The sequence below is a fragment of the Rhodococcus wratislaviensis genome, from assembly GCF_041228765.1.
GTDB classification, from domain to species: domain Bacteria; phylum Actinomycetota; class Actinomycetes; order Mycobacteriales; family Mycobacteriaceae; genus Rhodococcus_F; species Rhodococcus_F wratislaviensis.
In genome coordinates this window covers 1,391,625-1,418,431 of sequence record NZ_CP150488.1, presented here as the reverse complement: position 1 = coordinate 1,418,431, position 26,807 = coordinate 1,391,625, and the positions used below count along the sequence as shown (strand labels likewise).

Sequence of the window (26,807 nt, the reverse complement as noted above, 5' to 3'; positions counted from 1 at the left end):
CGAAAACCCGGCGGCACCTCCCGAGGAGATGCCGCCGACGGAAACCTCGACCTCGCGGGGAGCCCCCTTTCGCTCACCCTGCCCGGGTGCGGGCGAGAGCGCCGACCGCGACGTCGACGATCAGGAACGCGAGGAGGCTGAGGCCGAGCAGCGGAACGAACCAGCCGACGAGGACGACGCAGGCGACTCCGGCCACGGCTGCGGCCGGGTGGATTCGGCGCCAGGTTCCCCGCATCGGCGGCCTCCCCACTGCCCGCGCGGTGCCGCGGGTGGGCCGGCGCCGCCACCACAGGAGGTAGCCGCGGACGATGACCGCGAGCAGTGCCACCGCGAGGGCGGCCAGGACCAACTGGTTGAGCAGGCCGAACAGCAACCCCATGTGCAGGGCGATGCCCCAGGAGGTCAGCTTCGCGGCGAGCGGCCAGTCACCGAATCGCGACACGTCCGTCACCGTGCCCGTGGCCCCGTCGACCGCGATCGAGTCGGTCGAGAACTGCCACGGTTCGCGGGTCTGGGTGACCGTGAACGCGGTGCCCGCGTCGGCGGGAACGGTCGCCTCGACAGCACCGGTGACACCGCCCCGCCGAGCCACGTCGAGGACGGTGTCGAGTTCGCCCACGGTGCTGTCGACGATTCCCGGATCCGGCGCGGGAATGTGCCCTGCGCCGTGCACGCCGTGATCGCCCGATGCGGTGGCGCCGGAAGCGGGCGCCGAATCCAGCGTCTTGTCGATCTTGGGGGTGGTCCAGCTCAGGGCGGTACGGAGTTCGTCGACGTTCTCGCCCGCGTACCGCGACCACGTCAGACCCGTGGCCGAGAGGAACACCAGGCCGACCGCGATCCAGATACCGACCACCCCGTGCCAGCTCAGGGTGCGGTTGCGTCCGCGGCTCGACCGGTCGAGCGTCCACAGCCTGGCGGCCTCCGCGTTGCGGGCCCGGGTGGTGCGGTAGCGCTGCACCCACAGGTACACGCCACCGAGCGCGATCACCCACAGCCACGACGCGGCGAGCTCGCTGTAGATGCGGCCGAGCTCGCCCAGGTGCAGATGCCGGTGCAACTGCGAAATCCAGGTCCGCATCGGCAGCGCCCCACTGCTGCCGTACACCACCAGCTCACCCACCGACCGCGCGGTGTCGGGATCGACGAAGACCGCGAGGCGTTCGGACTCCCCCAGGCTGGGGTCGGTGAACATCACCTGGGTCGTGTCACCCGAATCGGTCGCCGGGCGCACGGCGGCGACGGCGAGATCCGGGCGAACCTGCTGCGCGGCCCGCACCTGTTCGGACATCGGCAGGTCCGGGCCGGTCGAATCGACGTGCAGGTAGTCGCGGTAGACGAGCTGCTCGACGGATGGTGCGAGGGCGTAGAGGCCGCCGCTGACAGCGGCGATCACCAGGAACGGGGCCACCAGGATCCCCGCGTAGAAGTGCAGGCGCAGGATCAGTGGCCGGAAACTGCGCGGCGGCGAGGAGTCTTTCGACGCAGGGTCGGGCGCGACCGGTGTGTCGCGTTCGAGTTCAGGGATGGACATGACGATCTCGCTTCGAATCGGGTGAGACGGGCACCCAGCGCCCTCGAGGCCGCACACTGCGGGGTGCGCTGGGCACCTCGAGGTCACAGGTCGGGGATGCGCCGACTCAGGAAGGGATCGGCACCGTGACTCACCGGGGAGTCTGCTGGTGCCGTGAGAACACGCCGAACCGACGACCACACGTCTGACGTGTGTGCCGGGAAGGCGGTGAGGAAGGATTCGACTAGACGAGAGCGGGTGGTCCGCGGGTGCCGGCGCCCGCGGCGACCAGCAGCCACAACGAGAGCTTCGCGCGGTAGACCGGGGTCGCCGTCCAGGTGCCGGTGTCGACCTGCAACGGGGCCAGGACGGCGAGAACGATGCGCGACAACGCCGCCAGCGCCCTCAGGCAGGCACGTTCGGCGGACCGGACCAGCACCGCCGCCACCGCGATCGCGGCGAGGTGCGCGGCGATCATCGGGGTGGAGAGCCCGAGGCCGTGGGAATGGTCAGCGGCCAATGCCAGCGTGGTGTGGCCGATCAGCTGCCCGGCTGCGAGCACCGACAGCACGAACAACCATTCGCGGGTGGCCACCCGAACCGCGGCGACCGAAGCGCCGACTGCGGCGCATGCCGCGAGAAGCAGCACCACCGAGCCATCGCTCGGGGGCATTCCGCCTCCACCGATGCCGTGCGCGGCGATGCTGACCGCGCCGGACAGTGAACCCACGAAGGAGCCGCGCACCCGCGCGACCACCTCCAACCGTGAATTCACCCCGCGAGGGTACCGCCTCCGATGCTCACCGCGGGACCCGGCCGCGGTGGGCGAAGCGGGTCAGGCGGTAGTCCCGGCCGCCGGGCGCAGTCGCGCGAGGACGTCCGTCAATGTGACGACACCGGTCAATTGACCGTTGTCGGTGACGATGGCGAGATGGCTGCGGGTCTCGCGCATGGTGTGCAGTGCCTCGTACACGGCGGCGTCCGCGTCGAGGGTCAGCACAGGGCGCATGAGGTCGGCGGCCGTCACTGCGGCGCCGGCTCGCAGGCTGTCCCGGGCGTGGACCACACCCTTGATCCCGTCCTCGTCACGCACGAGCAGCCGGAGGTGGCCGCTTCGATCGGCGGCCGCCTTGATCGCCGCCGCAGTCGCATCGGTGGCGACACTGCTCGGGGTGGTGTTCGGCCGCACCATGTCTCGCACGGCGAGCGATTGGAGTTTCAGGGCGCTGGTCAGTTGGCCGTGGTACCGCTCGTCGAGCGTGCCGACGAGCGCCGAGTGCTCGACGAGGTGACGCAGCGCGTCGGGATCCTGCCCGGCCCCGACCTGGTCGACCGGTTCCACGCCGAACCTTCGCAGACACCGGTTCGCCATCCGGTTCAGCACCGACAGCAGCGGGCGGGTGGCCCACATGAACCCGCGCATCGGGATCGCCAGCAGGGTCGCCGATTTCTCCGGGTGCGCGATCGCCCACGACTTCGGTGCCATCTCACCGACGACGAGATGCAGGAACGTGACGATGATCAGGGCGAGGATGAATCCGAGCACGTCCGCCAGCCACAGCGGGGCACCCCACCCCTCGAAGGCCGGGGTGAGCCAGTGATGCACGGCCGGCTTCGTGACGGCACCGAGCGCAAGGGTGCAGACCGTGATACCCAGCTGGGATCCCGCCAGCAGCACGGACAACTCGGATGCGCTGCGCAGAGCCGCGCGGGCCGCCCTGCTGGTGGGGGCGGCGTCCTCGAGCCGGTGGCGACGGGCAGCGATCAACGCGAACTCGATCGCCACGAAGAACGCGCTGGCCGCGATCAACCCGACGGTGACGAGCACGATGACCCACGAACTACTCATCGGTCGAGTCACTCTCCAGGATGCGGAGCCTCACGAACAGCGAGGACGGGACGTGCTTGTCGATTGCCCGCACCTCGGCGGCGAGGCTGCGGACGGGTAGGTCGACGTTGTTGATCAGATCGGACGGGTCCGGGTTCAACCGGATCGCGACGACGTCACCGACGACGGGGAGACCGCCGAACCCGGCGATGACGGCACCCGCAAGCGTCTCGAAGTCACCGGGCGGGAGGTCGTGTCCGAGGATGCGCTCCACCTCGTCGATGTGCAGATCGCCGGGCATCGTCCAACCTTCGGACGCCGACCCCGTCACCGAGGCGTCGCCGTCGGGATCGTGTTCGTCGGCGATCTCACCGACGAGTTCCTCCGCGAGGTCCTCGACCGTGATGACACCCGCGAAACCGCCGTACTCGTCGACGACGAGGGCCATCTCGTCCCGGGCAGCTGTCAGCTGTTCCAGCACGTCGGGCAGAGGCAGGGACGTCGGCACGACCACGGCCGTACGGGCCCAGGACGCGGCCGTCCCGTCGGCCTGGTCGCCGAGCAGGTCGTGGAGGTGGATGACGCCGAGCAGATCGTCGGAGGAACTCCCGACCACGGGGTAACGGGTGTGTCCCGCGCCCATCTTCTCGAGAACACTGCCCAGGGAATCGGTGGCCCGGACGGTGTCGACGTGGGCACGCGGAATCATGGCGTGCCCGGCCGTGCGGGTGGGGAAGTCGAGGATCCGGTCGAGCAGGGTCGACAGTTCCCGCGGCAGCTCACCGGCGTCGCGGGATTCGGCGACGATGTGTTCGAGGTCGCGCGCGGTGGCCGAGTGTTCGACGTCGTGGACCGGCTCGATCCGCAGCGCGCGCAGCAGTAGGTTCGACGACTGGTCGAACAGCCAGATCAACCAGCCGAAGAGTTTCAGGTAGACCGTGGTCGACAGCGCGAGCCACCGGGCCACCGGTTCGGGCCGGGCGATCGCCAGGTTCTTCGGGAAGAGCTCACCGAAGAGCATCTGGACGAAGGTGGAGAACAGGACGGCGAGGACGGCGCCGGCGCCGATCCCGACCGCGGTGGGGATGCCGACGCCGCCGAGGAGCTCACCGAGGCCGCGGCCGATCAGGGGTTCGGCGACGTAACCGACGAGCAGGCCGGTGACGGTGATGCCCAGCTGCGCGCCGGAGAGCATGAACGAGGTGTGGCGAGTGACGCCGAGGGCCCGGGCGGCGCCCACGTCTCCCGCCTCGGCCCGGGCTTTGAGCCGCGAGCGATCGACCGACATGTACGCGAATTCCTGGGCGACGAAGTAGCCGGTCAGGGCGGTGATCAGTAGAACGACGAGGACGCCGAAGCCGATGCTCAGGACGGTCACCATGGATTCACCCGCGCCCTGCGTCCGGGACTGCGGTGATCATTCTGGGGCGGGCTGGGTCTTCGGGGGCGCGAAGCGCTGGTCATGGCTCTCTCTGCAGTCGGGGTACGAATCACCCATAGTAAAGGACTCTTTACTCTTGCCGCCGACGGGATGTGACGCCACAGGAAAGTGTTACAGCCGGATTTCCGGATTGGGGCCGCGGTGAGGGTTACGAAACCTGAGCTTGTTCCGCGCGTGACCATTCGGAAATCACCGAACCGTGTACTTGTTTCAGGTCGGCGGAGTACGCAGTGCACGTTTCCCAGTCGGAGCGAACGGACATCGAAGTCTACGCCCGAGCCGTCGCCCCCCAGCATCTCATCAGCGCGTTCAGGCCCTTCGGGCGCCTCCGCCCCACGAACACCCAGGAGTCCCCTGTGACCGACATCGAGACCACCATCGCCGAGAACATCCAGAAGTCACTCGGCGAGATTCCCCACCCGGTGCTGCCGAAGGGCAGCAACATCTACGGGTCGACGAAGATCTTCCCCGACTACAAGGCCGAGGACGGCGAGTCCTACTTCACGCTGGTGCACGGCATCGCGCACGAATCCTCCGTCAGCTTCGTCGCCGTCCTGCAGGCAACCCGCGCACTGCGCAAAGGTTTCGAGTCCGCGATCTATTTCTACGGCCCCGGCGCTCTCAACTGCCTTGCAACACGCGGTTTTCCGACCACCGGCGACAACGGCTTCCCGGGCGAGCAGAACATCAACGACGCACTCGCGACGTTCATCGCCGAAGGTGGGACCGTCTTCGCGTGCCGCTTCGGCCTCGCGCTGCACGGCGGAAGGGAAGAGGACCTGATCGAGGGCGTCGTGCCCGCACATCCCCTCGATGTGCAGGACGCCATCATCCATTACTCCCGCAAGGGCGCCATCATCAACTCCACATACATGGTCTGAGGTGTGAACCATGAGCGATCTCTCGACACGAGTTGACGTAGCAGTACGTGGGATTCGGTCACTGAACGTCCCGGTGACCCGGACTTCCGGCGCCGGCCCCAGCGACGACGGCCATGTGCTGATCGGCGGGATCGGCGGCGCCATCCCCATCCGGTCCGACAGCCCGTACGAAGTCAGCGGAAACCGCCTGCTGATGAACGGCACCGACATGGGAGTGGAGATCGAGCCGGTACGCCGGCCCCGGTTCTACGACCTGGACACCGTCGACGGCATCTCCTACGAGAAGATCGCCCGGCTGCACGGGACGAACGTCCTCGCCACGACCGTGGTCCAGACCTGCATTCGATACGACCCGGCACAGCGGTGCCGGTTCTGCTCGATCGAGGCATCACTGCAGTCCGGCTCGACCATCGCGGTGAAGAAGCCCGAACAACTCGCCGAGGTCGCCGAAGCCGCCGTGCGCCTCGACGGCGTCACCCAGATGATCATGACCACGGGCACGTCGGCGGCCAAGGATCGCGGTGCCCGTCACCTGGCGCGATGCGTCGCGGCCGTCAAGGCAGTGGCCCCGGACCTCGCCATCCAGGTGCAGTGCGAACCGCCCGGCGATCTCGGGACCATCACGGATCTCCGGGACGCGGGGGCCGATTCCATCGGCATCCACGTGGAGTCCTTGGACGACGAGGTTCGGCGGCGCTGGATGCCCGGCAAGGCGACGGTTCCGCTGGACGAGTACCGGGCGGCGTGGCGCGAGGCGGTACGGGTCTTCGGACGGAATCAGGTGTCGACGTACCTGCTGGTCGGTCTCGGTGAGGATCCCGACGAATTGGTCTCGGGCGCAGCCGAACTGATCGACATGGGTGTCTACCCGTTCGTCGTCCCGTTCCGGCCGCTCGCCGGCACACTGGCCGTCGAGGAGGGGGCGCAGGCGCCGTCGCCCGCCCTGCTCGCCGACGTCACCTCGCGGGTGGCGAAGGAATTGCAGGCGGGCGGCATGCGCGGCGCCGACCAGAAGGCGGGCTGCGCCGCGTGCGGGGCCTGCAGCGTCCTTCAGAATGCCGGAGGCTGACATGTGGGACCTGCCGACCGCCGAGAGCACTCCTTCCGACTTCGCCGTCCTCACCGGGCCGTCGATTCAGGAGTCGCAGCGGAACTTCCTCGTGCAACCCGCCACCGGTCGCGTGATGACCGAGGCGTACCGACGACTGCGGCGTGAGACGTTCGTCGTGGAACAGGGACTGTTCACCGCCAGCGACCGGGACGATGTCGACGACGATCCCCGGACCGTGGTGCTCGTGGCGATCAGCACCACCGGCGAGGTGCTCGGCGGTGTTCGCCTCGCACCGATGACGGACGGCACCGACCTCGGCTGGTGGGCGGGAAGCCGCCTCGTGGTGGGTCGAAACGTCCGGAACAGCAGGGGAATCGGGAAGGCACTCGTGCGCGCCGCCTGCGCCCACGCCGAATCCCGCGGTGTGTTGCGGTTCGACGCCACCGTACAGAGCCAGAACGAAACGATGTTCGCTCACCTGGGCTGGACGCGGATGGGCGTCGTCACGGTAGCGGGCGCGCCACACGTGCACATGACGTGGCCGATCGATCGAGTCGAGCGTCTGGTCCAGAGCACGAAGTCGTGTCTGGCCGACACATTGGCACCCTTCGGCGTGCACGGTGAAGCGCTCGGCGGCAGCGGGTTCCGCGGCGACGACGGCGCACCCGTACCGGGCAGCGACCTGATCGCGGCGTGTGACGCCATCCTGCCGTCCATGGTTCAGCGTGATCCCGAGTGGGCCGGTTGGTGCGCCGCCCTCGTCAATCTCAACGATCTGTCGGCGATGGGTGCCGTCCCGGTCGGAATGCTCGACTCGGTCGGCGCCCCGAACACGTCGATCCTGTCGAAGGTGATCCGTGGGCTCAGTCGGGCTGCGGAGGCGTGGAACGTACCGGTACTGGGCGGCCACACCCAACTCGGTGTTCCCGCGGCGCTGTCGGTGACGGCGCTCGGGCGCACCGCGGATCCGGTGCCCGCGGGTGGTGGCCGGGTCGGCGACGAGCTCACGCTCACGGCAGATCTCGACGGGCAGTGGCGGCCGGGATATACCGGACAACAGTGGGATTCGACGTCTCATCGCAGCTCGGACGCACTGCGGGACATGGCCTCGTTCGTCGCCCGCACCCGCCCCGCCGCGGCGAAGGACATCAGCATGGCGGGGATCGCCGGCACCACCGGAATGCTCGCCGAGGCGAGTGGACTCGGCGCCGTCCTCGACGTCGCATCGGTCCCGCGACCGCGCGGGACGACGGCGGGCGACTGGATGACGTGCTTTCCCGGGTTCGCGATGGTCACTGCCGATCGGCGGGGTAGCGCGGTGGCGCCCGCCGGACCGGCCACCTCGGCTGCCTGCGGGGAACTGACATACGAGCCGGGGGTCAGCCTTCGCTGGCCCGACGGCGTAACGACACGCGTGGTGCAATCCACGGTCACAGGATTGGGAAGAGCATGACTGACATCGGAATCTCCGTTGCGGCAGCAGAGTTCGGCCGCGACATGGAACAGGCGTACCGCACAATCGGTGAATTGATCGGGCAGGCGCGGGCGGCCGGGAGTTCGCTACTCGTGCTTCCGGAGGCCTGCCTGGGCGGCTACCTGCCCAGCCTGGGCGGAGGCGACGAAAGCGAGGAGCAGCGGCAGCGTCGGCTCCGCAGCCTCCCGCCCGCACTGGAATTGGACGGGCCCGAGATCCGGCGGGTCGTCGACATGGCCGGCGACCTGGTGATCACCCTCGGATTCTGCGAGGCCGACGGTGCCGACCGGTACAACGCCGCGGTGACGCTGCACGGCGACGGAGTACTCGGCTCGTACCGCAAGGTGCACCAGCCGCTGGGGGAGAACCTCTGCTACCGCGCCGGCGACAAGTACGAGGCATTCGACACACCGGTCGGACGGATGGGCATGCAGATCTGTTACGACAAGGCCTTTCCCGAGGCCGCGAGGACGCTCGCCCTCGACGGCGCGGAGATCATCACGTCGCTGTCGGCGTGGCCCACCGCCCGCACCAACCGGGTCGACAATCCCGAAGACGACCGGTGGAAGCAGAGATTCGACATCTACGACCGCGCGCGGGCCACGGAGAACCAAGTGGTCTGGGTGGCGTCGAATCAGGCGGGGACGTTCGGTTCGCTCCGGTTCGTGTGCAGCGCGAAGATCGTCGGCCCCGGCGGCGACATCCTCGCCACCACAGGCGTGGAACCCGGCCTCGCCTCGGCCACACTGGATGTGCAGGCCGAACTGGACGCGATTCGCAGCGGCGGGATGTACAACCTCCGCGACCGCCGGCCGGAACTGTACGGAGACGTCGTCGCGGACAACCGGGTGAGCGGCACCCGGCTCGACGCGACGGCCCGACCGTCGTTCCTCCGCACCACGACAGCCGAACTGGAGCCCGTCGATGCCTGAGATGACGTTCACGGTGCGGTGGCCGGACGGAAACACCCAGTCCTGCTACTCCCCGTCGCTGGTCATGCACGACCACCTGGTGGCCGGGGAGGACTACACGGTCGCCGATTTCCTCACCCGCACGACGACGGCGCTCACCGAGGCCAGTGAGCGGGTTCGTGCCAAGTTCGGGATGTACTGCACGTCCGCGTCCGAGCAGATGCAGGAACTCGAACGCGCCGGCCGCACCCTCGACCCCCAATCCCTCGTCCGGGTCCTCGAGATGAACCCGGCTTCACTCCCCGGAGAGTCGTGATGACCGAACAACACACAGTCGTCGTGATCGGCGGCGGCCAGGCCGGTCTGTCGATCAGCTGGCATCTGGTGCAGCGTGGAATCGACCACGTGGTGCTCGAACGAGACTCGATCGCCCACGAGTGGCGCGACAGTCGCTGGGACAGCTTCACTCTCGTCACCCCGAACTGGCAGTGCACCCTTCCGGGATACAGCTACTCGGGCGGGGATCCGGACGGGTTCATGAACCGCGAGCAGACCTACCAGTTCGTGCGCGGGTACGCCGACACCTTCGATCCTCCTGTGCGCGAAGGGGTCACGGTGGTCTCGGTGCGGCAGTCGGGTTCCGGAGGGTTCGACGTGGACACGACGGAAGGTCCGATGCGCGCCGACCACGTCGTGGTCGCGGTCGGCGGGTATCACACACCGGTCGTGCCCCGGTTCGCCGAACGGCTGCCCACCGGCATCACCCAAGTGCACTCGTCGCAGTACCGGAGCGCCGGCGACCTGCCCGCGGGCGAGGTTCTGGTGGTCGGCAACGGCCAGTCCGGCGCCCAGATCGCGGAGGATCTTCATCTCGCGGGCCGCACCGTCCACCTCGTCACCGGTGGGGCTCCGCGGGTCGCGCGGTTCTACCGCGGACGGGACTGCGTGGCCTGGCTGCACGACATGGGCACCTACGACGTCTCGATCGCCGATCACCCGGGCGGTCTGGGCAAACGCGAGAACACCAACCACTACGTCACCGGCCGGGACGGTGGCCGCGACATCGACCTCCGGGCCTTCGCGCTCGCAGGAATGCGTCTGTACGGGCGGCTGCTCGACGTCGTGGACGGAACCCTGCGGTTCGCGCCCACGCTGGAGTCGTCGCTCGATGCCGCCGACGCCGTCAGCGAGAGCATCAAGGATTCCATCGACGCGTACATCGACCGCGCGGGCATCGATGCGCCGCGCGAGGAACGGTACGTGCCGGTCTGGCGTCCCGAACGTGAGGTCACCGAGTTGGAACTGTCGACGTCGGGCATCACGTCGGTGGTGTGGTCCATCGGTTTCCGGACCGACTACCGGTGGCTCCGCGCGGGCGTGTTCGACGGTGAGGGCCATCCCACCCACAACCGCGGCGTCACCGCGGTGCCCGGGCTGTACTTCCTCGGCCTTCCGTGGCAGCACACGTGGGGTTCGGGACGGTTCGCGGGAGTCGCGCGGGACGCGGAGTACCTGGCGGACCGCATCGAACTGGAAGCGGGTGTGTTGCCGGCGACGGCAACACTAGCCTGACGCCTATGGTGACGACACGGTTGGCAGCGTTGGCGGGGCACTTCGGCCGCGACATCGATCGCGCGCTCCTGAAGTTGCAGGCGCTGATCGAGAGTGCGACGAACGACGGGGTGGACCTGCTCGTCCTGCCCGACGCCTGCCTCGGCGGCTACATCTCGGACCTCCGGCGGCCGGACACGGAGGAACTCCCGCCCGCGCTCGCCGCGGACAGCCCGGAACTGCAGGCCGTCGCGAAGATGGCGGGCGGCATGACGGTCTGCATCGGGTACACGGAACTGTGCGACGGGGTGCGATACAACGCCGCCACCTGCGTGACCGGCGACGGTGTGCTGGGTAGTCACCGCAAGGTGCATCAGCCGGCCGGGGAATCCCTGGCGTACGCCGCGGGTGACTCTTTCGCCGCCTTCGACACACCGGTGGGCCGGATCGGGATGCTGATCGACTACGACAAGACGTTCCCGGAATCGGCCCGCACCCTCGCGCTCGACGGCGCGCGGATCATCGCCGCGTTGTCCGCGTGGCCGGCCAGCATCACGGACCGGGCGGCGCGCATGACGCAGGACAGGCAATCACGCCTGTTCGACCTGTACGACTCGGCGCGGGCCGCGGAGAACCAGGTGGTCCTCGTGTCGTCCAACCAGACCGGAATCCAGGGTGGACTGCGGTTCCTCGGTCAGGCCAAGGTGGTGGGCCCGGGCGGCGACGTGCTCGCGAGAACGGGGACGAAGGGCGGCCTCGCCGTCGCCGAACTCGACGTCGACTACGAGGTGAACCGGGCAAGGAAGGTGCTGCGGCACCTGGAGGAGCGCCGCATCGACACCTACCGGAGCCTGCTGGACCGAGGAGAATACTGACGTGCGGATCGCGCTTCTGACCTATTCGACCAAACCGCGAGGCGGAGTCGTGCACACGCTGGCGTTGGCCGAGGCCCTCGCACGGCAGGGCTCGGACGTGACGGTCTGGACCCTGGGCAGGCACGGCGACGCCGCATTCTTCCGTCCGGTCGACCCGACAGTCACCGTGCAGGTGGTGCCGTTCGCACACGTCGACGACGAGACCGTCGGTGAACGGATCCTCCGATCCATCGAGACGATGCGCGCCGCCTTCACAGCGGAGGCCTACGACATCGTCCACGCGCAGGACTGCATCAGTGCCAACGCCGTCGGGCGGTGCGTGCGAACCATCCACCACCTCGACCAGTTCACGACGCCCGCGCTGGCCGCCTGCCACGAGCGCGCAATCGTGGATCCGTACGCGCGAATCTGCGTATCCGCGGCCGTCGCCGCGGAGGTCTCCGCCGGGTGGGGTCTCGACTGCGCCGTCATCCCGAACGGCGTGGACGCCGCCCGATTCGAGGAAGCCCGCGAGGACACCGAGCGCCGCCGCAGGTGGGCCGATGTATTGGGCGAGTACGTGTTGGCGGTCGGCGGTATCGAACCGCGCAAGGGCAGCATCGACCTGGTGGAGTCGTTCGCACTGCTCGTGAAGGAGCAACCGGACCTGCGGCTGGTGTTCGCCGGCGGCGAGACCCTGTTCGACTACCGGGGGTACCGGGACGAGTTCGACCGACGGGCCGCAGAGCTGGGTGTGACACCGACGATTCTCGGAACGATCGACGACGCCGAACTCCCCGCACTGGTGGCCCAGGCGCGCTCCTTCGCCTTCCTCTCCACCAAGGAAGGATTCGGGCTGGCCGCGATGGAAGCCCTGGCGGCGGGCGTTCCCGTCGTCGCACGCGACCTGCCGGTCCTGCGGGAGGTCTTCCGGGGGACGGTCCGGTACGCGTCCACCCACGAGGAGATGGCACGCGCCCTGACGGAACCTGCCGACGGCGCCTCCCTCGACGAGGGGCGCGCCTTCGCTCGCTCACATCGATGGGACGACGTCGCGCAGAAACATCTCGAGTTCTACCGGGAGGTCGCGGCGCACCGCTGACTCAGTCGGCGCTCTTGATGGTCTTCATCGTGATCAACGAGGTGACCCGCGACACCGCCGGGAGCCCGCTGAGCTTGGTGGCCATGAAGTTCTCGTACGTCGCGAGGTCGCGAACCGCCACCCGGATGAAGTAGTCGGGGATCCCGAACAGCCTCCGGCATTCGATCACCTCGTCGAAGGCGGCGACCCGGGACTCGAACTGCTCGATGGTCGCCTGGTCGTTCACACCGATCTCGGCGGTGACGATCACCTGGAAACCCCGATCGAGCGCTTCCTGGCTGACGATGGCCCGGTAGCCGGTGATGACTCCGTCCGCCTCGAGCTTCTTGACCCTGCGCAGGCACGGGGAGGGAGTCAGACCCACTAGATCCGCCAATTCCGTGTTGGTCAGACTGGAGTCATTCCGCAGGTGGTCCAGAATTGCGTGATCGATGTCATCCATTGAACTATTATTGCGCAGAGTGCGGAGAATGGGCATTTGCTCGCAATCGCGCACCTGGATAGTTGCTATAGATTTGCGTGGTGATCGATCCAGCAACCCTCTCGACGACCGCAGTCGTCGACTCCGGCCCCCGGCAGCCCGAGTGGCGTCGCGCCCTGCAGGCGTCCCTCCCCGTCGGAATCGGGCTGGTCCCCCTGGGGATCGCCCTCGGGGTGCTCGTCGTCCAGCAGGGGTTCAACCCGTGGTGGGCGATGGTCTTCACCTCGCTGATCTACGCCGGTTCCCTCGAATTCATCGCGGTCGGCATGGTGGCCGCAATGACGCCGCTCCCGTACATCGCACTGACCGCGCTGCTGGTGAATTTCCGGCACGTGTTCTACGCCTTGAGTTTTCCGCTCGACAGGGTGAAGGGCCGGCTCGCCCGCTTCTACAGCATGTTCGCGCTGACCGACGAGGCCTACGCCATGACGGTCACCGGCGACCGGAAGTCGATGTCCGGCCGGGTCATCGTGTACTCGCAGTTATATCTCCACGCGTACTGGATCGGTGGAGCGATGCTCGGAGCGACCGCGGCGCAATGGATCCCGGAGAACATCGTCGGTCTCGACTTCGCGCTGACCGCACTGTTCGTCGTGCTGTCCATCGAGGCCATCCGCGCCCAGAGCGGTTTCGCGGTTCCTTCGATGGCTGTGATGTGCGCGCTGATCGCGCGACTCGTCGACCCCGGACACATGCTGCCGATAGCGATGGGCGCCTTCGTGAGCCTGCTCGTCGTCCGCTATTTCCTCGCCCGGCGAAAGGTGCGCACCGATGCCTGACCCCGGTTACATCCTCGCGGCCATCGCGATCATGGCGCTCGTCACGTTCGCCCTGCGCGCCGTCCCCTTCGTGATCGTCATGCCGCTCCGCTCGTCCGCGCTCGTCGGCTATCTGGGTGTCTACCTGCCGGCCGGGATCATGCTGATCCTGGTGGCGTACTCCCTGAAGAACGTCTCCGTCACCGCCCCGTCGCACGGGATCCCCGAACTGATCGCGGTGGGTGCGACGGCCGCGGTGCACCTGTGGCGCAAGAATGCGGTGCTCTCGATCGTCGTCGGGACCGGGCTGTATGTCGTCCTGATGAACTGGGCATTCGCCTGAGCCCGGCGCGCCTCACGTTTACGATGCAACCACACGGGTAGGCAGGAACCACAAGACAGTCGGCCGTTTCTCGGGAAGGACGCACTGATGAGCGAACAAGATGCACGTTCGGTGACGGGTATTCGGGACAAGGACTACAACCTGATTTGGTTCGTCGAAGCGTCACTGAGCAACGCTCTGCGTCTCGAGGGTTACATTTCGGACGCCGACATGGACGGCGACGCCGAGTTGGCCGACTTCTTCCGCCGCGCCCAAGCCGTGAGCCGGAAGGGTGGCGATCTGGGCAAGGCCATGCTGGCCGCCCGCCTGAAGAAGGAGCAGTAGGCCTCCGCCCCGACTGACCCGGATCGAAACTCAACTGCTCTGCGTCGGCCAGGGACCGCCGCGGACAGGCCTACCCGCGGCGGTCCGCTTTTCGTTGTCGCGGAACCGCGGCTCGTAGTGATGGAAGAACACCTTGCCGACCAGGTCGCGTCGGCTGTGCACGCCGGTCTTGTCGAAGATGCTCTTCAGATGTTGCTGCACGGTCTGAGCCGACACGTGTAGTTCGGCGGAGATCTGCGAAGTCGACGCCCCTTGCAACACCATCGACGTGACCTCCTTCTCGCGCTCGGTCAGCCCGTACGCCGACATCAGCAGCGGATACAGACGGCTCGGATGCGCCGGCTCCACGATCACCGCGATCCGCCGCCTGCCCGTCGATGTCAGGCATGCCCCGTGCAGCACCAACCACGCCCCCGACCGCGACAGCACCCGCGAGATGGCCACGTCGCCCAGCCGGTCGCGGTCTTCCACGCACCGCAACACACGACCGGCGAGAGTGATCACCGCAGCCGGCAACTCCCCCCGATCCCAGTCCCCGCCCGGCAGATCCACCATCCACCGGTCGACCCCGGGCGTCGCCGATTCGATGTTCCAGTTCTCGTCGAGGACGAGTAGACCCGGCGAATCGGCATACTCCGGTTCCTCGGCCTGCCCGCACAGCAGTGCACGGCGGGCACCGCCCGCGAGGACCGGCGCGATCTCCTGCACGAACGACTTCTCGGTTTCCGAGAACATCGGCATCCCCTCGTCGCGATAGAGGCTCAGCGCTCCCCAGGTTTCTCCCGAGCGCGTGCGTAACCGCGCAATCAACTCCTGGTCACCGCCGAGGGTCCGGTTCCTCCGCCAGCGCGGACTTCCCGACGGATCACCGTGCGCGGCTTCGTGCAACGTGGAAATCCCTTCGGCGGACCGCATTACGTCGGGGACGGACTGAACGTCGTCCTCGTAGTACTCGGCGGCCAGCCATTCCCCGGGAAATTCGTCCATGCCGAAGTGATAGTGACTGGTCATCAGCATGGACACGGGGTCGAGGGTGAACCAGCACGGCGTCCAGTAGTACGGGACGACACCGGCGACGACATCCGACGCGTCCCGCCACAGCGACACCAGGCCGCGGGGTGCGGCGCACAATCGTGCGACCTTGTCTGCCGCGCACTGCACGGAATCCACGCTCACGAGTCAAGCGTACGAGCGCGGATCGGCGCCGGAAATACCAGAATTGTGGAATGGTGCGCCCGCTCCACCGCTCCTAGCGTCGGTGACAGGTTCCACTCCGCGACGGCCCCGACGAGCGAAAGGCAATCCCATGCGTATCAACAGAATCCGACGCGACCTCACGGTACTCGGCGACGAACTGGAAGTACCGGGGATCGGGCACCTACCGGTGAACGCATACGTTCTCCACGCCGCCGAACCCGTCGTCGTCGACACCGGACTCAGCCTGCCCGGACGCGGCTTCATGGACGCCCTGGGATCGGTGCTCGACCCCGCGGACGTCGAGTGGATCTGGCTGACACATCCGGACCGCGATCACACCGGCGCGCTGTTCGACCTACTCGACGCGGCGCCGCGCGCCCGCCTGATCACGACGTTCGCGGGCGTAGGCATCATGTCCTGCGCACGGCCCGTCCCGATGGACCGGGTCTACCTGCTCAATCCGGGTCAATCCCTCGACGTCGGCGATCGGACACTGACGGCGCTGCGGCCCCCGCTGTTCGACAATCCCAGCACCGTCGGCTTCTACGACGACCGCAGCGAGGCCTGCTTCTCGTCGGATTGTTTCGGGGCGCCGATGGAGACCGCCGAACTCGCCACCGCCAACGACGTCGGGTACTCGGCACCCAGCACCGTCCGTGCCGCGCAGCACCTGTGGGCCACCGTCGACAGTCCCTGGGTGCACCTGGTGGACGAGACGAAGTTCCTGCGCACCGTCGCCGCGCTCCGAGCACTCGCCCCGCGATGGATCCTCAGCACCCACCTCCCCCCGGCGGACGGACGCACCGCCGAGTTTCTGGACATGCTCGCCGAGGCACCGAAGGCAGACCCCTTCATCGGGCCCGACCAGGCCGCACTCGAGCAGATGCTGGCCGGATTCGAGCCGGTCGGGTGAGGTCGAGGGCAAAAGAAAGCCGCCGACACCAAACGGTGCCGGCGGCCTCTGCGACGGTGCCGTCATATCGCCTCTCGGCAAGTGGTCGCTCTCGGCGACAATTTTAATGTGGTACCCGGGGTATGTCCGACACCGTCGACGGGTTCAACTGTACCGCCCTCGGAGATATTCCGCCCCTTCCGGCGTCACACGTCGCGGTCAGCCGTCGGATGCGCGATCGCGAGCAGCGCCGGCGCACCTCGGCCCGGCCAGGTGCCCTCCAGGGTGTGCGAGCCGAGGTCCGCGACCCGATCCGGATCGATCACCCGGAACACCCGGATGCCGATCGCGGCCGTCGTGATGACGGTGGTCGTTCCCTCATTCGCACAGGTCACGGCACCGACGACCGGCACGGTCGAGCCCGGTGAGCCGCTACCCGACACCCTGGTGGTCACCTCTCGGCGCTCGCCGGGTGTGGCGAACTCGAGTTCCGCCTCGGTCCCTCCCGTCAGGATGGCCGTCGCGAGCGCACTTGCGTACACGGGGTCGGCGCAGGCGTCGTAGACCCAGCGCTCACCCAGCACGGAATGTTGCATCGTGGTGATCAACGACGCCTCCGCGCCGGCCATCGGGGCACCGCGATAGGTCACCGGCACCTGCACGACCTGCCCGTCCGCCGTCCGGACCAGGTGGGTTTCGATGCCGACCTCCCCGGCGGGATCGTCGAACCGGTACGCCCCGACGACTTCCAGGGACGACGCGTCGGCGGACCCGATCCAGGACTGGCGAGGAACCCAGTCACCGAGCATCTCGGCCTTGGACGGACACAGTTGAGCGTGATGGATGAGAGCCACCCGGCCGACGGTACCGCGTCACCCGGCAACCGGCGCCGCATCGAGATCGGCGGCGTAGACGGTCATCCAGTGCGGATGCAGCCGGTAGTAGACCACGTCGTTGTCCCAGTCGAAGAAATCTTCGCCGTAGAAGCTCTTGAAGTAGGCGAGCAGGTCCGGCCAGTCCGCGGCCGGCTCGCCGTCCTGGGGGTTGAGGATCTCCACCGTGCCGTGCGTGAAGACGCCCAGGTCCTCACCGCGCATGTGCGCGGCGCTGACGGCAGGCCGGGCGGCGAGGTGGCGGGCCTTGGCGGCGCCGCGCGCCGTGCCGAAGTGCCACTTCCCGTGCAGGAAGTGCCCGTCCACACCACTGATCCGCGGTTCGCCCTTGGCCGTGACGGTGGACAGGGCGAGGGTGCACATGCCGGTGACGATCCGGGTGAGCTGCTCTGCGGTGACTGTGCTCTCGGTGGTGATGATCGAACGCAGATGTGCGGTGGAGCGGGACAGGGAGGCGTCGAGGAGGGTCTGGAGCTCTTCGAGCTCTTCTCGTGTTTCGCGCATGGAGGTCCTTGTCTGTATCTGTGTCGATCCAGGGGCGTCGACCGGTGGAATCATGCTCGCACCGAGACCCTGACATCCTGTGTCAGGAATGGGGTTTCTCGACTCAGCTCGTGGACTTGTTCCCCAGTGCGGACATTCCGGCATCGAAACTCTCCAGTGCCGCGCCGACCGCCGCCGCGACGGTGACCTCGAAGATCTGATCCTCGGTCGGTCCGGCGGCGAGGAGCCGGCGGATGTCGGTGTCGGTGATCGTGTACGAGGCGTCGCGGACCGTCGCGGCGTACGTCTGCCACGGTTCGGGAAGCGGGTCGCCCGCCGCGGCGGCGATGCGCAGAGCCGGGTCGGTGGTGGCGGGCCGATCCAGCACCGAATGGCGGAGGTTGACCACGACATCACCACTGTCGTCGGGTTTCTCGCCATCGGCGAGCAGGAACCCGGGAAAGCGGTAGCCGAATCGGTGCAGGGAGCGGGTGCCGCTGTGCAACTGGCCTTCTCGGAGAGTGAAGCCGAACGCGTTGGCCAGGCGGTTGACGATGTTCCACACCAGGTTGACACGCAATGCCTCCAGAAGCGCCTGTTCGGGCAGGTCGGCAACTCCGGCGATGTCGGCGCGGTCCGGCGTGCGGGTTGTCCTGTCGAGGAACTCGCGGACGGCGGCCAGTTGGGGCCGTGCCGACGCGGGATTGTCCGGGTCGATCTCGCCGTGGCCGGCGATTCGGGTGAGCTCGGCGTGCGTGTCGATGCAGAACGGGCAGCGGTGCAACTGCGCGGTGCACATCGCGAGATACTCCCGTTCCGCGGCGGTCCAGTACGACTGCCCGCGCATCGCGTCGGCGGTGAGCTCCAACAGCGGACGGGTGAGGAAGCCCGGCCGGTACAGCAGGAGCTTCACGATATCGGGGCTGTCCACACGCGACACGGTGGAAGTGAGCGTGAGGAACAACTTGGTGCGTCGGGTGTGGCCGTGGTCGAGAATCGACAGTCTCATCGGGGCTCCGTCAGGTCGAGTTCGAGCAGACGTCGGGCGAGGAATCGCCGGTCTGCGGGATTGCCGGCGAGTTCGTGTGCCCGCCGGTAGGCGATTGCCGCCTCGGTGGTCCGGCCGAGGCGGCGCAGCAGGTCGGCTCGTGCCGCGTGCAGCAGGTGGTAGCGGTCGATTCCGTCGATGCCGTCGATCAGTGCCAGTCCGTCCTCCGGACCGGACGCCATGGCTATGGCGACGGCGTGGTTCAACGCCACCACCGGCGACGGATCGACCTCGAGCAACTGGGCGTAGAGGGCGGCGATCCCCGGCCAGTCCGTGTGATCAGCCGAAGCGGCCTGAGAGTGCACAGCGGCGATCGCGGCCTGCAGTTGGTACGGACCCGGTCTTCCGAGGCGTAGTGCCCGATCCAATACGCCGATCGCTTCGATGATTTCGGCGCGATCCCAGCGTGAGCGGTCGTGATCCGACAGCAGCACCACATCACCGGCGGAGTCGTAGCGGGCGGCGCGGCGCGAGTGTTGCAGCAGCAACAACGCGACCAGTCCGAGCGCTTCCGGTTCGTCGGGCACGAGTGTGGCGAGGAGCTTGGCGAGCCTGATCGCTTCCTCGCACAGCCTGCTCTGTTCGAGCTGCTCGGGGGAGGCGGTGTAACCCTGGGTGAAAATCAGGTACACGACCGCCAGGACCCCGGTAATCCGATCGGACAGCTGGTGATCGGTGGGGACCTCCAGACTGATGCCGGCATCGCGGATCTTGCGTTTCGCCCGCACCAAGCGCTGCGCCAGAGCCGGCTCCCCGATCAGAAACATGCGGGCGATCTGCCCGGCGGTCAGCCCGGCCACGGCCTGCAAGGTCAGGGCGACCCGCGCGTCCTCCGCCAGAGCGGGGTGGCAGCACGCGAAGATCAGGCTCAGCCGCTCGTCACCCAGGCGCAGCAGGCTTTCCTCCCCGATGTCTGTCATCGCCGTCACCACCCTGGACTGTTCACCCACTTGGGCGAGCTTCTCTCGGCCCAGCCGGGCCCGCCGCAGCCGGTCGATCGCGCTGTTGCGGGCCGCCGTGAGCAGCCAGGCGACAGGGTCGTTCGGTACCGTGTCGCCCCACTTGCGCATTGCCAGTGCAGAGGCATCCTGCAGGGCGTCCTCGGCGAGTTCGAAGTCGCCGAGCACGTGGATCAGGGCTGCGAGCATCCGGGCCCGGTGCTCCTGGTAGACCTGCTGCAGCCCGGGCTCGGCGTTCATTCGCCGTCGGCCGTCACATTCGCCGGACGGTGGTCGAGGCCCGGCACGCTGACGATGGGCCGCACCTCGATCGTGCCCTGCTCGGCCAACGGGCACAGGGCCGCCAGCTCCAGTGCTTCGTCCAGATTGCGGCAGTCGAGGACGTATGCGCCGCCGAGGTGTTCGTGGGTTTCAGCGAACGGGCCGTCGGTGATCAGTGTCCGACCGTCCCGAACGCTGACCGTGGTGGCGGTGTGTTCCGGCTGCAGTGGGTGCCCGGAGACGAAGACGCCGCGGCGACGGCACTCGTCGGCGAAGGCGTTCACCCGGGCCAGCGCCTCGGCGAAACCCGGATCACCCGGTTCGGGCCGCTCACAGTTGTAGATCAGCAGCATGTACTGCACAGGTCCTCCTCTCACCCGTATCAATTTCGGCTGTAGAGAATGACGAACAGACCAACCCTATCTCGACGTTTTCGGCCACATCGATTTTGGCGTCGACACCTTCGGTGGCCCCTTGTCCGGTGAAGAATCACAGGAAGGATCGTCCCGGCCCGCGCTCGCAGCGCGCGTTCACGTCATCGGTCAGGAGGAGGGGTCGGGCTGCGTCAGCGTCGCGGTCAGGCCCGCGAGCAGGATGTCGACTCCACGTTCGAGTTCGGCGGCGCCGTCGTAGGACGCCAGCACCGGTGCCAGGCCCCGGAGAAGGGGGAACTCGCCGATCGGCAGGCGGTGAAGGCCGAGGCGCAGAAGGTCGTCGGACTCGTCGGGACGCTCGACGAGTTCCTGCAGCTCGTTGAGGACGTGGCCGTAGAGGAAGCCGAACAACGCCCGATAGACGTGCAAGGCATCGGCGTCGGTGAAACCCGCCTTGGTGAGCAGGGTCAGGATGTTCTCGAGGGGACGCAGGGTGCCGAGTGGCCTGAGCCCGAGCGGCGTCGACAGCGGCCGGGTGACCAGTAGCGGTACCACCTGAGGATGGGCGAGTGCCAACCGGCGGAAACCCCGCGCGACCTCCCGTAGCTGGGTGGCCCAGTCGCCATCGTCGGTATCGACCTCGAGTTCTTCGAGGACGAGCTCGGCGACCCCGTCGAGCAGTGCGGCCTTGTTCGGGGCGTGGCGGTACAGCGTCATCGGGTCGCGGCCGAGTGCTTTACCGAGGCGGCGCATGGACAGCCCGTCGATTCCGTCTCGGTCGATGATCTCGAGCGCGCAGCCGAGTATCCGCTCACGGGTGATCGGGCCACCGTCGGAGTGGATCGAACGACGCTCGGGCACCTTCGCCATCACGACACCTTCCCTCCCTCCTACTGTAGGCCTAAACCGTAGATCTACAGTGTTGACAGGTGGCGAAATGCGGCGTTGACTTAGTAAGTGCAACGTGGGCCGTAGGAGGCCTCATGATGGTCCGAGATCGTCGGAGTCGCAGGCGTGTTGAACTCCGGTATCGACGCACATCTGCCACCTCCCTGCGTCCGCGCCGGCCGGGACCCAAGAGATGAGAAGCATCGCCATGAGCATCGGGAAGAAGATCCGGCACAAGGCTGAAACCGCTGAAGGCGCCGCCAAGAAGACCGTCGGGAAGGCGCTCGGAAACGAGCGCATGGAGGCCGAGGGACGCTCACAGGAAGCCAAGGGCAAGATGAAGCAAGCCGGCGACCAGGCCAAGCAGGCAGGGCAGAAGATCAAGAGCATTTTCAAACACTGACCCGCACTGCACACCTGCCCGACAACTCAACCCCGTCCCGAAATCAGGCCGTCATCATGATCATTCTCGGAATCATCCTCGCCATAATCGGCTTGGTCGTCAGCATCCCAGTGCTCCTGTACATCGGGATAGCGCTCATCATCATCGGAGTGGTCCTCGAGGTCATGGGCATGGCCGGGCACGCGGTCGCGGGCCGACGCCACTACTACTGACGCACAGCCGATCCGGGGTGGTTCCGGAGTCTGGAGTCGACCATGGCGATATCCGACATCAAGGAATACGCGCACCTCACCGCAGAGGACGTCGAGGCGCTCAGTGCCGAACTCGACGCCATCAGGCGGGACATCACCGATTCACTCGGCGAGCGCGACGCCACCTACATCCACCGAACGATCGCCTTCCAGCGCGCGCTGGATGCCGCTGCGCGGCTGGTGATCCACGCAAGCCGGGCGCGAGCCGGGTGGGTCCTCGGGACCACGGCTCTCGCGGTGGCCAAGAGCGTGGAGAACATGGAGATCGGGCACAACGTGTCCCACGGCCAGTGGGACTGGATGAACGACCCGGAAATCCACTCCAGCAGCTGGGAATGGGACATGGCGGGCCTGTCGTCCCAGTGGCAGTACTCCCACAACTATCGCCACCACGTGTTCAGCAACGTGGTCGGGATGGACGACGACCTCGGATTCGGGGTCATCCGCATCACCCGCGACCAGCCGTGGAAGCCGGACAATCTGCTGCAACCGCTGCGGAACCTGTTGTTGGCGGCCACGTTCGAATGGGGAATCGCTCTGCATGGGCTGTATTCCGAGCAGGAGCGCGCCGGCACCGCCGCCGAGAAATCTGCCCACACAAGAGCCCTGCTCGGCAAGATCGTTCGGCAGACAGGCAAGGACTACGTGCTCTTTCCCGCCCTCAGCGGGCGTCGGTGGCGGCGGACGCTGAAGGCGAACCTCGCCGCCAACCTGCTGCGAAACCTGTGGGCCTATGTCGTGATCTTCTGCGGACACTTCCCGGACGGCGCCGAGAAGTTCACACCCGCGGAACTGGAGAACGAGACCCGGGCGGAATGGTATCTACGCCAGATGCTCGGCACTGCCAACTTCCGAGCCGGCGCCGTACTGGCATTCCTCAGCGGCAACCTCTGCTACCAGATCGAGCACCACCTGTTCCCCGACCTCCCCAGCAATCGATACCCGGAAATCGCGACGCGGGTCCGCGCACTGTGTGAGAAGTTCGATCTGCCTTACACCACCGGTTCGCTTGCCAAGCAATACTTTTTGACCCTGCGCACCATCCACAAGCTGGCACTCCCGGACAGGTTCCTGTCCGCGACCGCCGATGATGCTCCCGAGACCGCGTCCGAACTGAAATTCCGCACAGCCTCCACCACGCCCGCCGACGGTGGCACCGGGCGTCGCGCGGGTCTCCGCACCGCGCTGCGCGCGGACCAGCGTTGAGCTCTCGACGAATGCGTGCGCCCTGCCCTTCGCCCTCGTACGGGAAGAAGAGGTCGGCGTCCATGGACCGGCATCACGCGTGCATCCGCCAATCCCAGTCCGATGCGGAGGGTGCGACCTGCTGGAGTTCGAACCTGTGCTGAGACATCCTGCTCGCCTCTTTCGTGAGAAACGGTGTTCGCTCGACGGGAGGTCGTGGCGATCGATGGGCCATTCGTTCTGTGAAGGGACTGTAAATACGGCCATTAGGTCCAGCGATGCTTCCGATCTCATTCTGAGGCCTTGAACAGCAAAGATAGGAGCAATACGGGCCAAATGGCGGCACCGAATACGGGTGGATGTCAACGCGGAGACTTGACCAAAGCGTACATATCAGAGAATATGGCCGTACAAATGTTGTGCGAGTGCGAGGTGGAGTGATGGGCAAGCTGAACGAGGAAGAGGCGTACCTGGTCGAGACGGTGCGCGCCTTCATCGACCGCGACGTGAAGCCGACGGTGCAGGCGGTGGAACACGCCAACGAGTACCCCGAGAAGTGGATCGAGCAGATGAAGCAGATCGGGATCTACGGTCTGGCGGTCCCGGAGGAGTACGGCGGATCGCCGGTGTCGATGCCCTGTTACGCGCAGGTGACCCAGGAACTGGCCCGTGGGTGGATGAGCCTGGCCGGGGCGATGGGCGGGCACACCGTCGTCGCGAAGCTGCTGTCGCTGTACGGCACCGAGGAGCAGAAGCAGCGGTACCTGCCGAAGATGGCGACCGGCGAGATCCGGGCCACGATGGCGCTGACCGAGCCCGGCGGCGGGTCGGATCTGCAGGCGATGTCCACCAACGCCAAGACCGACGGCGACGACCTGGTGATCACCGGTTCGAAGACGTGGATCTCCAACGCGCGGCGGTCCGGCCTGATCGCGCTGCTGTGCAAGACCGACCCGCAGGCGAGCCCCAAGCACAAGGGCATCTCGATCGTCCTGGTCGAGCACGGTCCCGGTCTGACGGTGTCGCGGGATCTGCCCAAGCTCGGCTACAAGGGCGTCGAGACCTGTGAGTTGTCGTTCGACAACTACCGGATCTCGTCGGACGCGGTCCTGGGCGGCACCCCGGGCAAGGGGTTCGCGCAGATGATGAAGGGCCTCGAGACCGGACGCATCCAGGTGGCCTGCCGGGCCCTCGGTGTGGCGACGGCGGCGCTCGAGGATTCCCTCGCGTATGCGCAGCAGCGGGAGAGTTTCGGGAAGCCGATCTGGAAGCACCAGTCGATCGGCAACTATCTCGCGGACATGGCGACCAAGTTGACGGCCGCCCGGCAGTTGACCTGGCACGCGGCCGAGCAGTACGACAGCGGCGACCGGTGTGACATGGAGGCCGGGATGGCCAAGCTGTACGCGTCCGAGGTGGCGATGGACATCGCGCTCAACGCGGTCCGGATCCACGGTGGCTACGGTTATTCCACCGAGTACGACGTCGAGCGGTACTTCCGCGACGCCCCGCTGATGATCGTCGGCGAGGGCACCAACGAGATCCAGCGCAACGTCATCGTCTCGCAACTCGTATCGCGCGGCGGGCTCTGATTCGAGCGACTAGTTGTCCGGCTTCCAGTGAGCGGACGGCCACTCACCGCGCTCGACGGCGTCACGCATCTGGCGGACGAGCAGATCGGCGACCGCGTGGACGGCAGGCGGGATCCGGGGGGCGCTCGGCAACGCGAGCACGACGGTGCGCTCGACCGCCGGGGAATGGAGCGGCGCCGCACTGAGCAGGCCGCTGGCGACATCACCGGCAACGGCGATGCCCGGCAGGATCGTCCAGCCGTGACCAGCTCGCACGAGTCTCTTCTGGATGCTCACCTCGTTGGTCTCGACGACGATGTTCAGGCCGATGTCGAGTCTCGCGCACGCCTCCGCTACCAATGTCCGAATTCCGTGGGGCGCACTGGGCATCACGACCGGGTGGCTCGCGACTTCCTCGAGGGTGACCGGTCGTCCGGTGTCGAGCCCGCCGTCGGGCGGGGCCACCGCCCAGAGGTTTTCGGCGAGCAGTGCTCGCACGTTGAGCGACGATGTGGATTTCAGGTTGTAGAGCAGGCCGAGGTCGATGTCACCGGCATCGAGCCACTGCCGCACGTGTCCTGCGTAGCCGGACACTATTCGCAGCCGGACGGCGGGATGCTCCTGCAATACGGCCGCGACGAGTCGTTCGGCGAGCAGTTCGGAGGTGGAGGAAAGAAGTCCGACCGTCACGATCCCCTGCAGCACCCCCGGATTCGGGCGGATCTCGGCCCGCGCCCGCTCGAGTTCGGACAGCACCCTCCGGGCGCGCTCGAGCATGAGCCGGCCGGACTCCGTCAACTCCATTCCCGCACGGCTGCGTTCGAACAGTGGAACACCCAGTTCCTGTTCGAGCGTGTGAATTTGGCGTGTCACCGCTGGCTGAACCAAGTGGAGAAGTTCGGCTGCGCGGGTCACGCTCCCGGCGTCCGCCACCGCAACGAGCGCAGTCAACTGCTTGACGTCCACCGGACGACCCACCTTCCCGAGCTACCCGCCGTCCCACACCATCAGCAAGCGATATGCAAGAGCGACATCGATCACAACGAAGAATAGCAATGGTCAGGCAGACGATGAAGTGCGCCTCAACCCAACTCGTGAGCGAATTCTCACGGTTCGGCGAGGAAGCCGATCGCCGCGGCCCCCGCGACAGCGTGCGCTTCCTCGAAGTACGCGTGCCGTGCGCCCGGCAGCAAGAGCATGCGGGAGTTCGGGATCCGCTCGGCGAGCAGGGGAGCGTTCTCGACCGAGGACAGAAGGTCGTCGGTCCCGTGCAGGACGAGGGTCGGCGCACTGATCGACGGCAGCGCATCCCACGCGTCATGACCGTTGCTGGCCCGCAGGTGGGCGAGCTTGGCGTGCGCGGGCATGTCCGGGTCCCCGAGGGTGTTGTAGGGACCGGGATTTCGACCGAGCCACTCCCGCGTGTACATCAACTCCAGCAGGGCGTGGCGCGACCGGCCGGGATCGGATTGCGCCAGGCTCGCTCGGACTTCGCGGCTGCGCTCCACCGCGTGCGTTCCGCCGGGCGAGGTGCAGCCGAGGATCAGGGCGCGGACACGCTCCGGGTGACGCGCGGCGACCCATTGCGCCACCCGGCCTCCCATGGACGTGCCGTAGACGTGCGCCCTCTCGAGGTCGAGGGAGTCCAGCACGCAGATCACATCGTCGGCGAACAGTACTGTGCTGTAATCGGTCTCGGGCTTGTCACTTGCTCCGGTTCCGCGGTAGTCCACCGTGATGGTGCGGAAGTGCGTGTCGAAGTCCGCGCGGACGCGGTCCCACCAGTGGTGATTGTTGGCCTGACCGGCGAGTAGCAGCAGCGGGGGTCCGCCGCCGCTGACCTGGTACGCGATACGCGTTCCGTCGGACGCCACTGCATGGGGCACTTCC

At 67.2% G+C, this 26,807-nt stretch carries 30 protein-coding genes; 16 read left to right on the top strand and 14 right to left on the bottom strand.

Features of this window, described 5'->3' with window-relative positions:
* Positions 1-73: 73 nt before the first annotated feature.
* From WKC72_RS06355 to WKC72_RS06340, 4 genes are all read right to left on the bottom strand, one after another.
* Positions 74-1,534, bottom strand: coding sequence for a PepSY-associated TM helix domain-containing protein (locus tag WKC72_RS06355; RefSeq protein WP_370182064.1), 1,461 nt, complete (start codon positions 1,532-1,534; stop codon positions 74-76).
* 223 nt (positions 1,535-1,757) lie between these two features.
* Entirely contained in the window at positions 1,758-2,288 is a 531-nt protein-coding gene (locus WKC72_RS06350; protein WP_174233804.1) for a hypothetical protein, read from the bottom strand.
* A 60-nt stretch (positions 2,289-2,348) separates the two neighbouring features.
* A complete protein-coding gene (locus WKC72_RS06345; RefSeq protein ID WP_370182063.1) occupies positions 2,349-3,362 on the bottom strand; it encodes a hemolysin family protein in 1,014 nt (337 codons plus the stop codon).
* Positions 3,355-4,722, bottom strand: coding sequence for a hemolysin family protein (locus tag WKC72_RS06340; RefSeq protein WP_370182062.1), 1,368 nt, complete (start codon positions 4,720-4,722; stop codon positions 3,355-3,357). Before WKC72_RS06340 ends, WKC72_RS06345 begins: the two co-directional genes overlap by 8 nt.
* Positions 4,723-5,138: 416 nt before the next feature.
* Here WKC72_RS06340 and WKC72_RS06335 point away from each other — a divergent pair, with 416 nt between their 5' ends.
* From WKC72_RS06335 to WKC72_RS06300, 8 genes are read left to right on the top strand one after another with little or no spacing between them, the layout of a single operon-like run.
* On the top strand, positions 5,139-5,663 hold the full coding sequence (locus WKC72_RS06335; RefSeq protein ID WP_112300354.1) for an MSMEG_0572/Sll0783 family nitrogen starvation response protein: 525 nt from the start codon (positions 5,139-5,141) through the stop codon (positions 5,661-5,663).
* A 10-nt stretch (positions 5,664-5,673) separates the two neighbouring features.
* A complete protein-coding gene (locus WKC72_RS06330; RefSeq protein WP_268788964.1) occupies positions 5,674-6,732 on the top strand; it encodes an MSMEG_0568 family radical SAM protein in 1,059 nt (352 codons plus the stop codon).
* A gap of 1 nt (position 6,733) precedes the next feature.
* Positions 6,734-8,167 (top strand): MSMEG_0567/sll0787 family protein, encoded by a 1,434-nt coding sequence (locus tag WKC72_RS06325; protein WP_370184274.1) that lies wholly within the window; start codon positions 6,734-6,736, stop codon positions 8,165-8,167.
* Complete coding sequence (locus WKC72_RS06320; protein WP_370182061.1) at positions 8,164-9,120, top strand: carbon-nitrogen hydrolase family protein; 957 nt, start codon at positions 8,164-8,166, stop codon at positions 9,118-9,120. The genes WKC72_RS06325 and WKC72_RS06320 overlap by 4 nt, the downstream gene beginning before the upstream one ends.
* Positions 9,113-9,415 carry an MSMEG_0570 family nitrogen starvation response protein gene (locus WKC72_RS06315; RefSeq protein WP_037242810.1) on the top strand — a complete coding sequence of 101 codons (303 nt, stop codon included), beginning with the start codon at positions 9,113-9,115 and terminating at the stop codon, positions 9,413-9,415. Before WKC72_RS06320 ends, WKC72_RS06315 begins: the two co-directional genes overlap by 8 nt.
* Positions 9,415-10,671 carry an MSMEG_0569 family flavin-dependent oxidoreductase gene (locus tag WKC72_RS06310; protein WP_112299878.1) on the top strand — a complete coding sequence of 419 codons (1,257 nt, stop codon included), beginning with the start codon at positions 9,415-9,417 and terminating at the stop codon, positions 10,669-10,671. Before WKC72_RS06315 ends, WKC72_RS06310 begins: the two co-directional genes overlap by 1 nt.
* A gap of 5 nt (positions 10,672-10,676) precedes the next feature.
* Complete coding sequence (locus tag WKC72_RS06305; protein ID WP_370182060.1) at positions 10,677-11,525, top strand: carbon-nitrogen hydrolase family protein; 849 nt, start codon at positions 10,677-10,679, stop codon at positions 11,523-11,525.
* A 1-nt stretch (position 11,526) separates the two neighbouring features.
* Complete coding sequence (locus WKC72_RS06300; protein ID WP_370182059.1) at positions 11,527-12,606, top strand: MSMEG_0565 family glycosyltransferase; 1,080 nt, start codon at positions 11,527-11,529, stop codon at positions 12,604-12,606.
* A 1-nt stretch (position 12,607) separates the two neighbouring features.
* On the opposite strand, the gene WKC72_RS06295 is transcribed toward WKC72_RS06300, so the two are convergent.
* Entirely contained in the window at positions 12,608-13,048 is a 441-nt protein-coding gene (locus WKC72_RS06295) for an Lrp/AsnC family transcriptional regulator (RefSeq protein ID WP_005254660.1), read from the bottom strand.
* 77 nt (positions 13,049-13,125) lie between these two features.
* Here WKC72_RS06295 and WKC72_RS06290 point away from each other — a divergent pair, with 77 nt between their 5' ends.
* The 3 genes from WKC72_RS06290 to WKC72_RS06280 all read left to right on the top strand — a co-directional run bounded on the left by WKC72_RS06290 (position 13,126) and on the right by WKC72_RS06280 (position 14,512).
* Positions 13,126-13,866, top strand: coding sequence for an AzlC family ABC transporter permease (locus WKC72_RS06290; protein ID WP_112299875.1), 741 nt, complete (start codon positions 13,126-13,128; stop codon positions 13,864-13,866).
* On the top strand, positions 13,859-14,188 hold the full coding sequence (locus WKC72_RS06285; RefSeq protein ID WP_370182058.1) for a branched-chain amino acid transporter permease: 330 nt from the start codon (positions 13,859-13,861) through the stop codon (positions 14,186-14,188). The genes WKC72_RS06290 and WKC72_RS06285 overlap by 8 nt, the downstream gene beginning before the upstream one ends.
* A gap of 87 nt (positions 14,189-14,275) precedes the next feature.
* The gene (locus WKC72_RS06280; RefSeq protein WP_037242822.1) at positions 14,276-14,512 is read left to right on the top strand and encodes a hypothetical protein; all 237 of its coding nucleotides are present in this window, start codon (positions 14,276-14,278) and stop codon (positions 14,510-14,512) included.
* Positions 14,513-14,542: 30 nt separating this feature from the next.
* On the opposite strand, the gene WKC72_RS06275 is transcribed toward WKC72_RS06280, so the two are convergent.
* A complete protein-coding gene (locus WKC72_RS06275) occupies positions 14,543-15,673 on the bottom strand; it encodes a helix-turn-helix transcriptional regulator (RefSeq protein ID WP_112300353.1) in 1,131 nt (376 codons plus the stop codon).
* Between the two features lie 145 nt (positions 15,674-15,818).
* Here WKC72_RS06275 and WKC72_RS06270 point away from each other — a divergent pair, with 145 nt between their 5' ends.
* Positions 15,819-16,622 (top strand): MBL fold metallo-hydrolase, encoded by an 804-nt coding sequence (locus tag WKC72_RS06270; RefSeq protein ID WP_112299874.1) that lies wholly within the window; start codon positions 15,819-15,821, stop codon positions 16,620-16,622.
* A 185-nt stretch (positions 16,623-16,807) separates the two neighbouring features.
* Here WKC72_RS06270 and WKC72_RS06265 read toward each other — a convergent pair whose 3' ends face one another.
* From WKC72_RS06265 to WKC72_RS06240, 6 genes are all read right to left on the bottom strand, one after another.
* On the bottom strand, positions 16,808-17,455 hold the full coding sequence (locus WKC72_RS06265) for a hypothetical protein (RefSeq protein ID WP_112299873.1): 648 nt from the start codon (positions 17,453-17,455) through the stop codon (positions 16,808-16,810).
* Positions 17,456-17,473: 18 nt separating this feature from the next.
* The gene (locus tag WKC72_RS06260; RefSeq protein WP_112299872.1) at positions 17,474-17,998 is read right to left on the bottom strand and encodes a pyridoxamine 5'-phosphate oxidase family protein; all 525 of its coding nucleotides are present in this window, start codon (positions 17,996-17,998) and stop codon (positions 17,474-17,476) included.
* A gap of 103 nt (positions 17,999-18,101) precedes the next feature.
* Positions 18,102-18,986: a hypothetical protein gene (locus WKC72_RS06255; RefSeq protein WP_370182057.1), complete on the bottom strand. Its 885-nt coding sequence runs from the start codon at positions 18,984-18,986 to the stop codon at positions 18,102-18,104.
* Positions 18,983-20,224 (bottom strand): RNA polymerase sigma factor, encoded by a 1,242-nt coding sequence (locus tag WKC72_RS06250; RefSeq protein WP_370182056.1) that lies wholly within the window; start codon positions 20,222-20,224, stop codon positions 18,983-18,985. The genes WKC72_RS06255 and WKC72_RS06250 overlap by 4 nt, the downstream gene beginning before the upstream one ends.
* Positions 20,221-20,598, bottom strand: coding sequence for a YciI family protein (locus tag WKC72_RS06245; RefSeq protein ID WP_235214757.1), 378 nt, complete (start codon positions 20,596-20,598; stop codon positions 20,221-20,223). The genes WKC72_RS06250 and WKC72_RS06245 overlap by 4 nt, the downstream gene beginning before the upstream one ends.
* Before the next feature lie 189 nt (positions 20,599-20,787).
* A complete protein-coding gene (locus tag WKC72_RS06240; protein ID WP_037242837.1) occupies positions 20,788-21,489 on the bottom strand; it encodes a TetR/AcrR family transcriptional regulator C-terminal domain-containing protein in 702 nt (233 codons plus the stop codon).
* 226 nt (positions 21,490-21,715) lie between these two features.
* Between WKC72_RS06240 and WKC72_RS06235 the strand changes: the two genes are divergently transcribed.
* The 4 genes from WKC72_RS06235 (at position 21,716) to WKC72_RS06220 (ending at position 24,938) form a co-directional block, all read left to right on the top strand.
* The gene (locus tag WKC72_RS06235) at positions 21,716-21,910 is read left to right on the top strand and encodes a CsbD family protein (protein ID WP_037242839.1); all 195 of its coding nucleotides are present in this window, start codon (positions 21,716-21,718) and stop codon (positions 21,908-21,910) included.
* 56 nt (positions 21,911-21,966) lie between these two features.
* Complete coding sequence (locus WKC72_RS06230) at positions 21,967-22,122, top strand: DUF6131 family protein (RefSeq protein WP_174233803.1); 156 nt, start codon at positions 21,967-21,969, stop codon at positions 22,120-22,122.
* 42 nt (positions 22,123-22,164) lie between these two features.
* Positions 22,165-23,367 (top strand): acyl-CoA desaturase, encoded by a 1,203-nt coding sequence (locus tag WKC72_RS06225; RefSeq protein WP_112299868.1) that lies wholly within the window; start codon positions 22,165-22,167, stop codon positions 23,365-23,367.
* Between the two features lie 419 nt (positions 23,368-23,786).
* A complete protein-coding gene (locus tag WKC72_RS06220) occupies positions 23,787-24,938 on the top strand; it encodes an acyl-CoA dehydrogenase family protein (RefSeq protein ID WP_037231066.1) in 1,152 nt (383 codons plus the stop codon).
* Positions 24,939-24,947: 9 nt separating this feature from the next.
* Here WKC72_RS06220 and WKC72_RS06215 read toward each other — a convergent pair whose 3' ends face one another.
* Together WKC72_RS06215 and WKC72_RS06210 are read right to left on the bottom strand one after the other, a co-directional pair.
* Positions 24,948-25,883 carry a LysR substrate-binding domain-containing protein gene (locus WKC72_RS06215; RefSeq protein WP_037242845.1) on the bottom strand — a complete coding sequence of 312 codons (936 nt, stop codon included), beginning with the start codon at positions 25,881-25,883 and terminating at the stop codon, positions 24,948-24,950.
* A gap of 140 nt (positions 25,884-26,023) precedes the next feature.
* Positions 26,024-26,803: an alpha/beta fold hydrolase gene (locus tag WKC72_RS06210; protein ID WP_370182055.1), complete on the bottom strand. Its 780-nt coding sequence runs from the start codon at positions 26,801-26,803 to the stop codon at positions 26,024-26,026.
* Between the last annotated feature and the right edge of the window lie 4 nt (positions 26,804-26,807).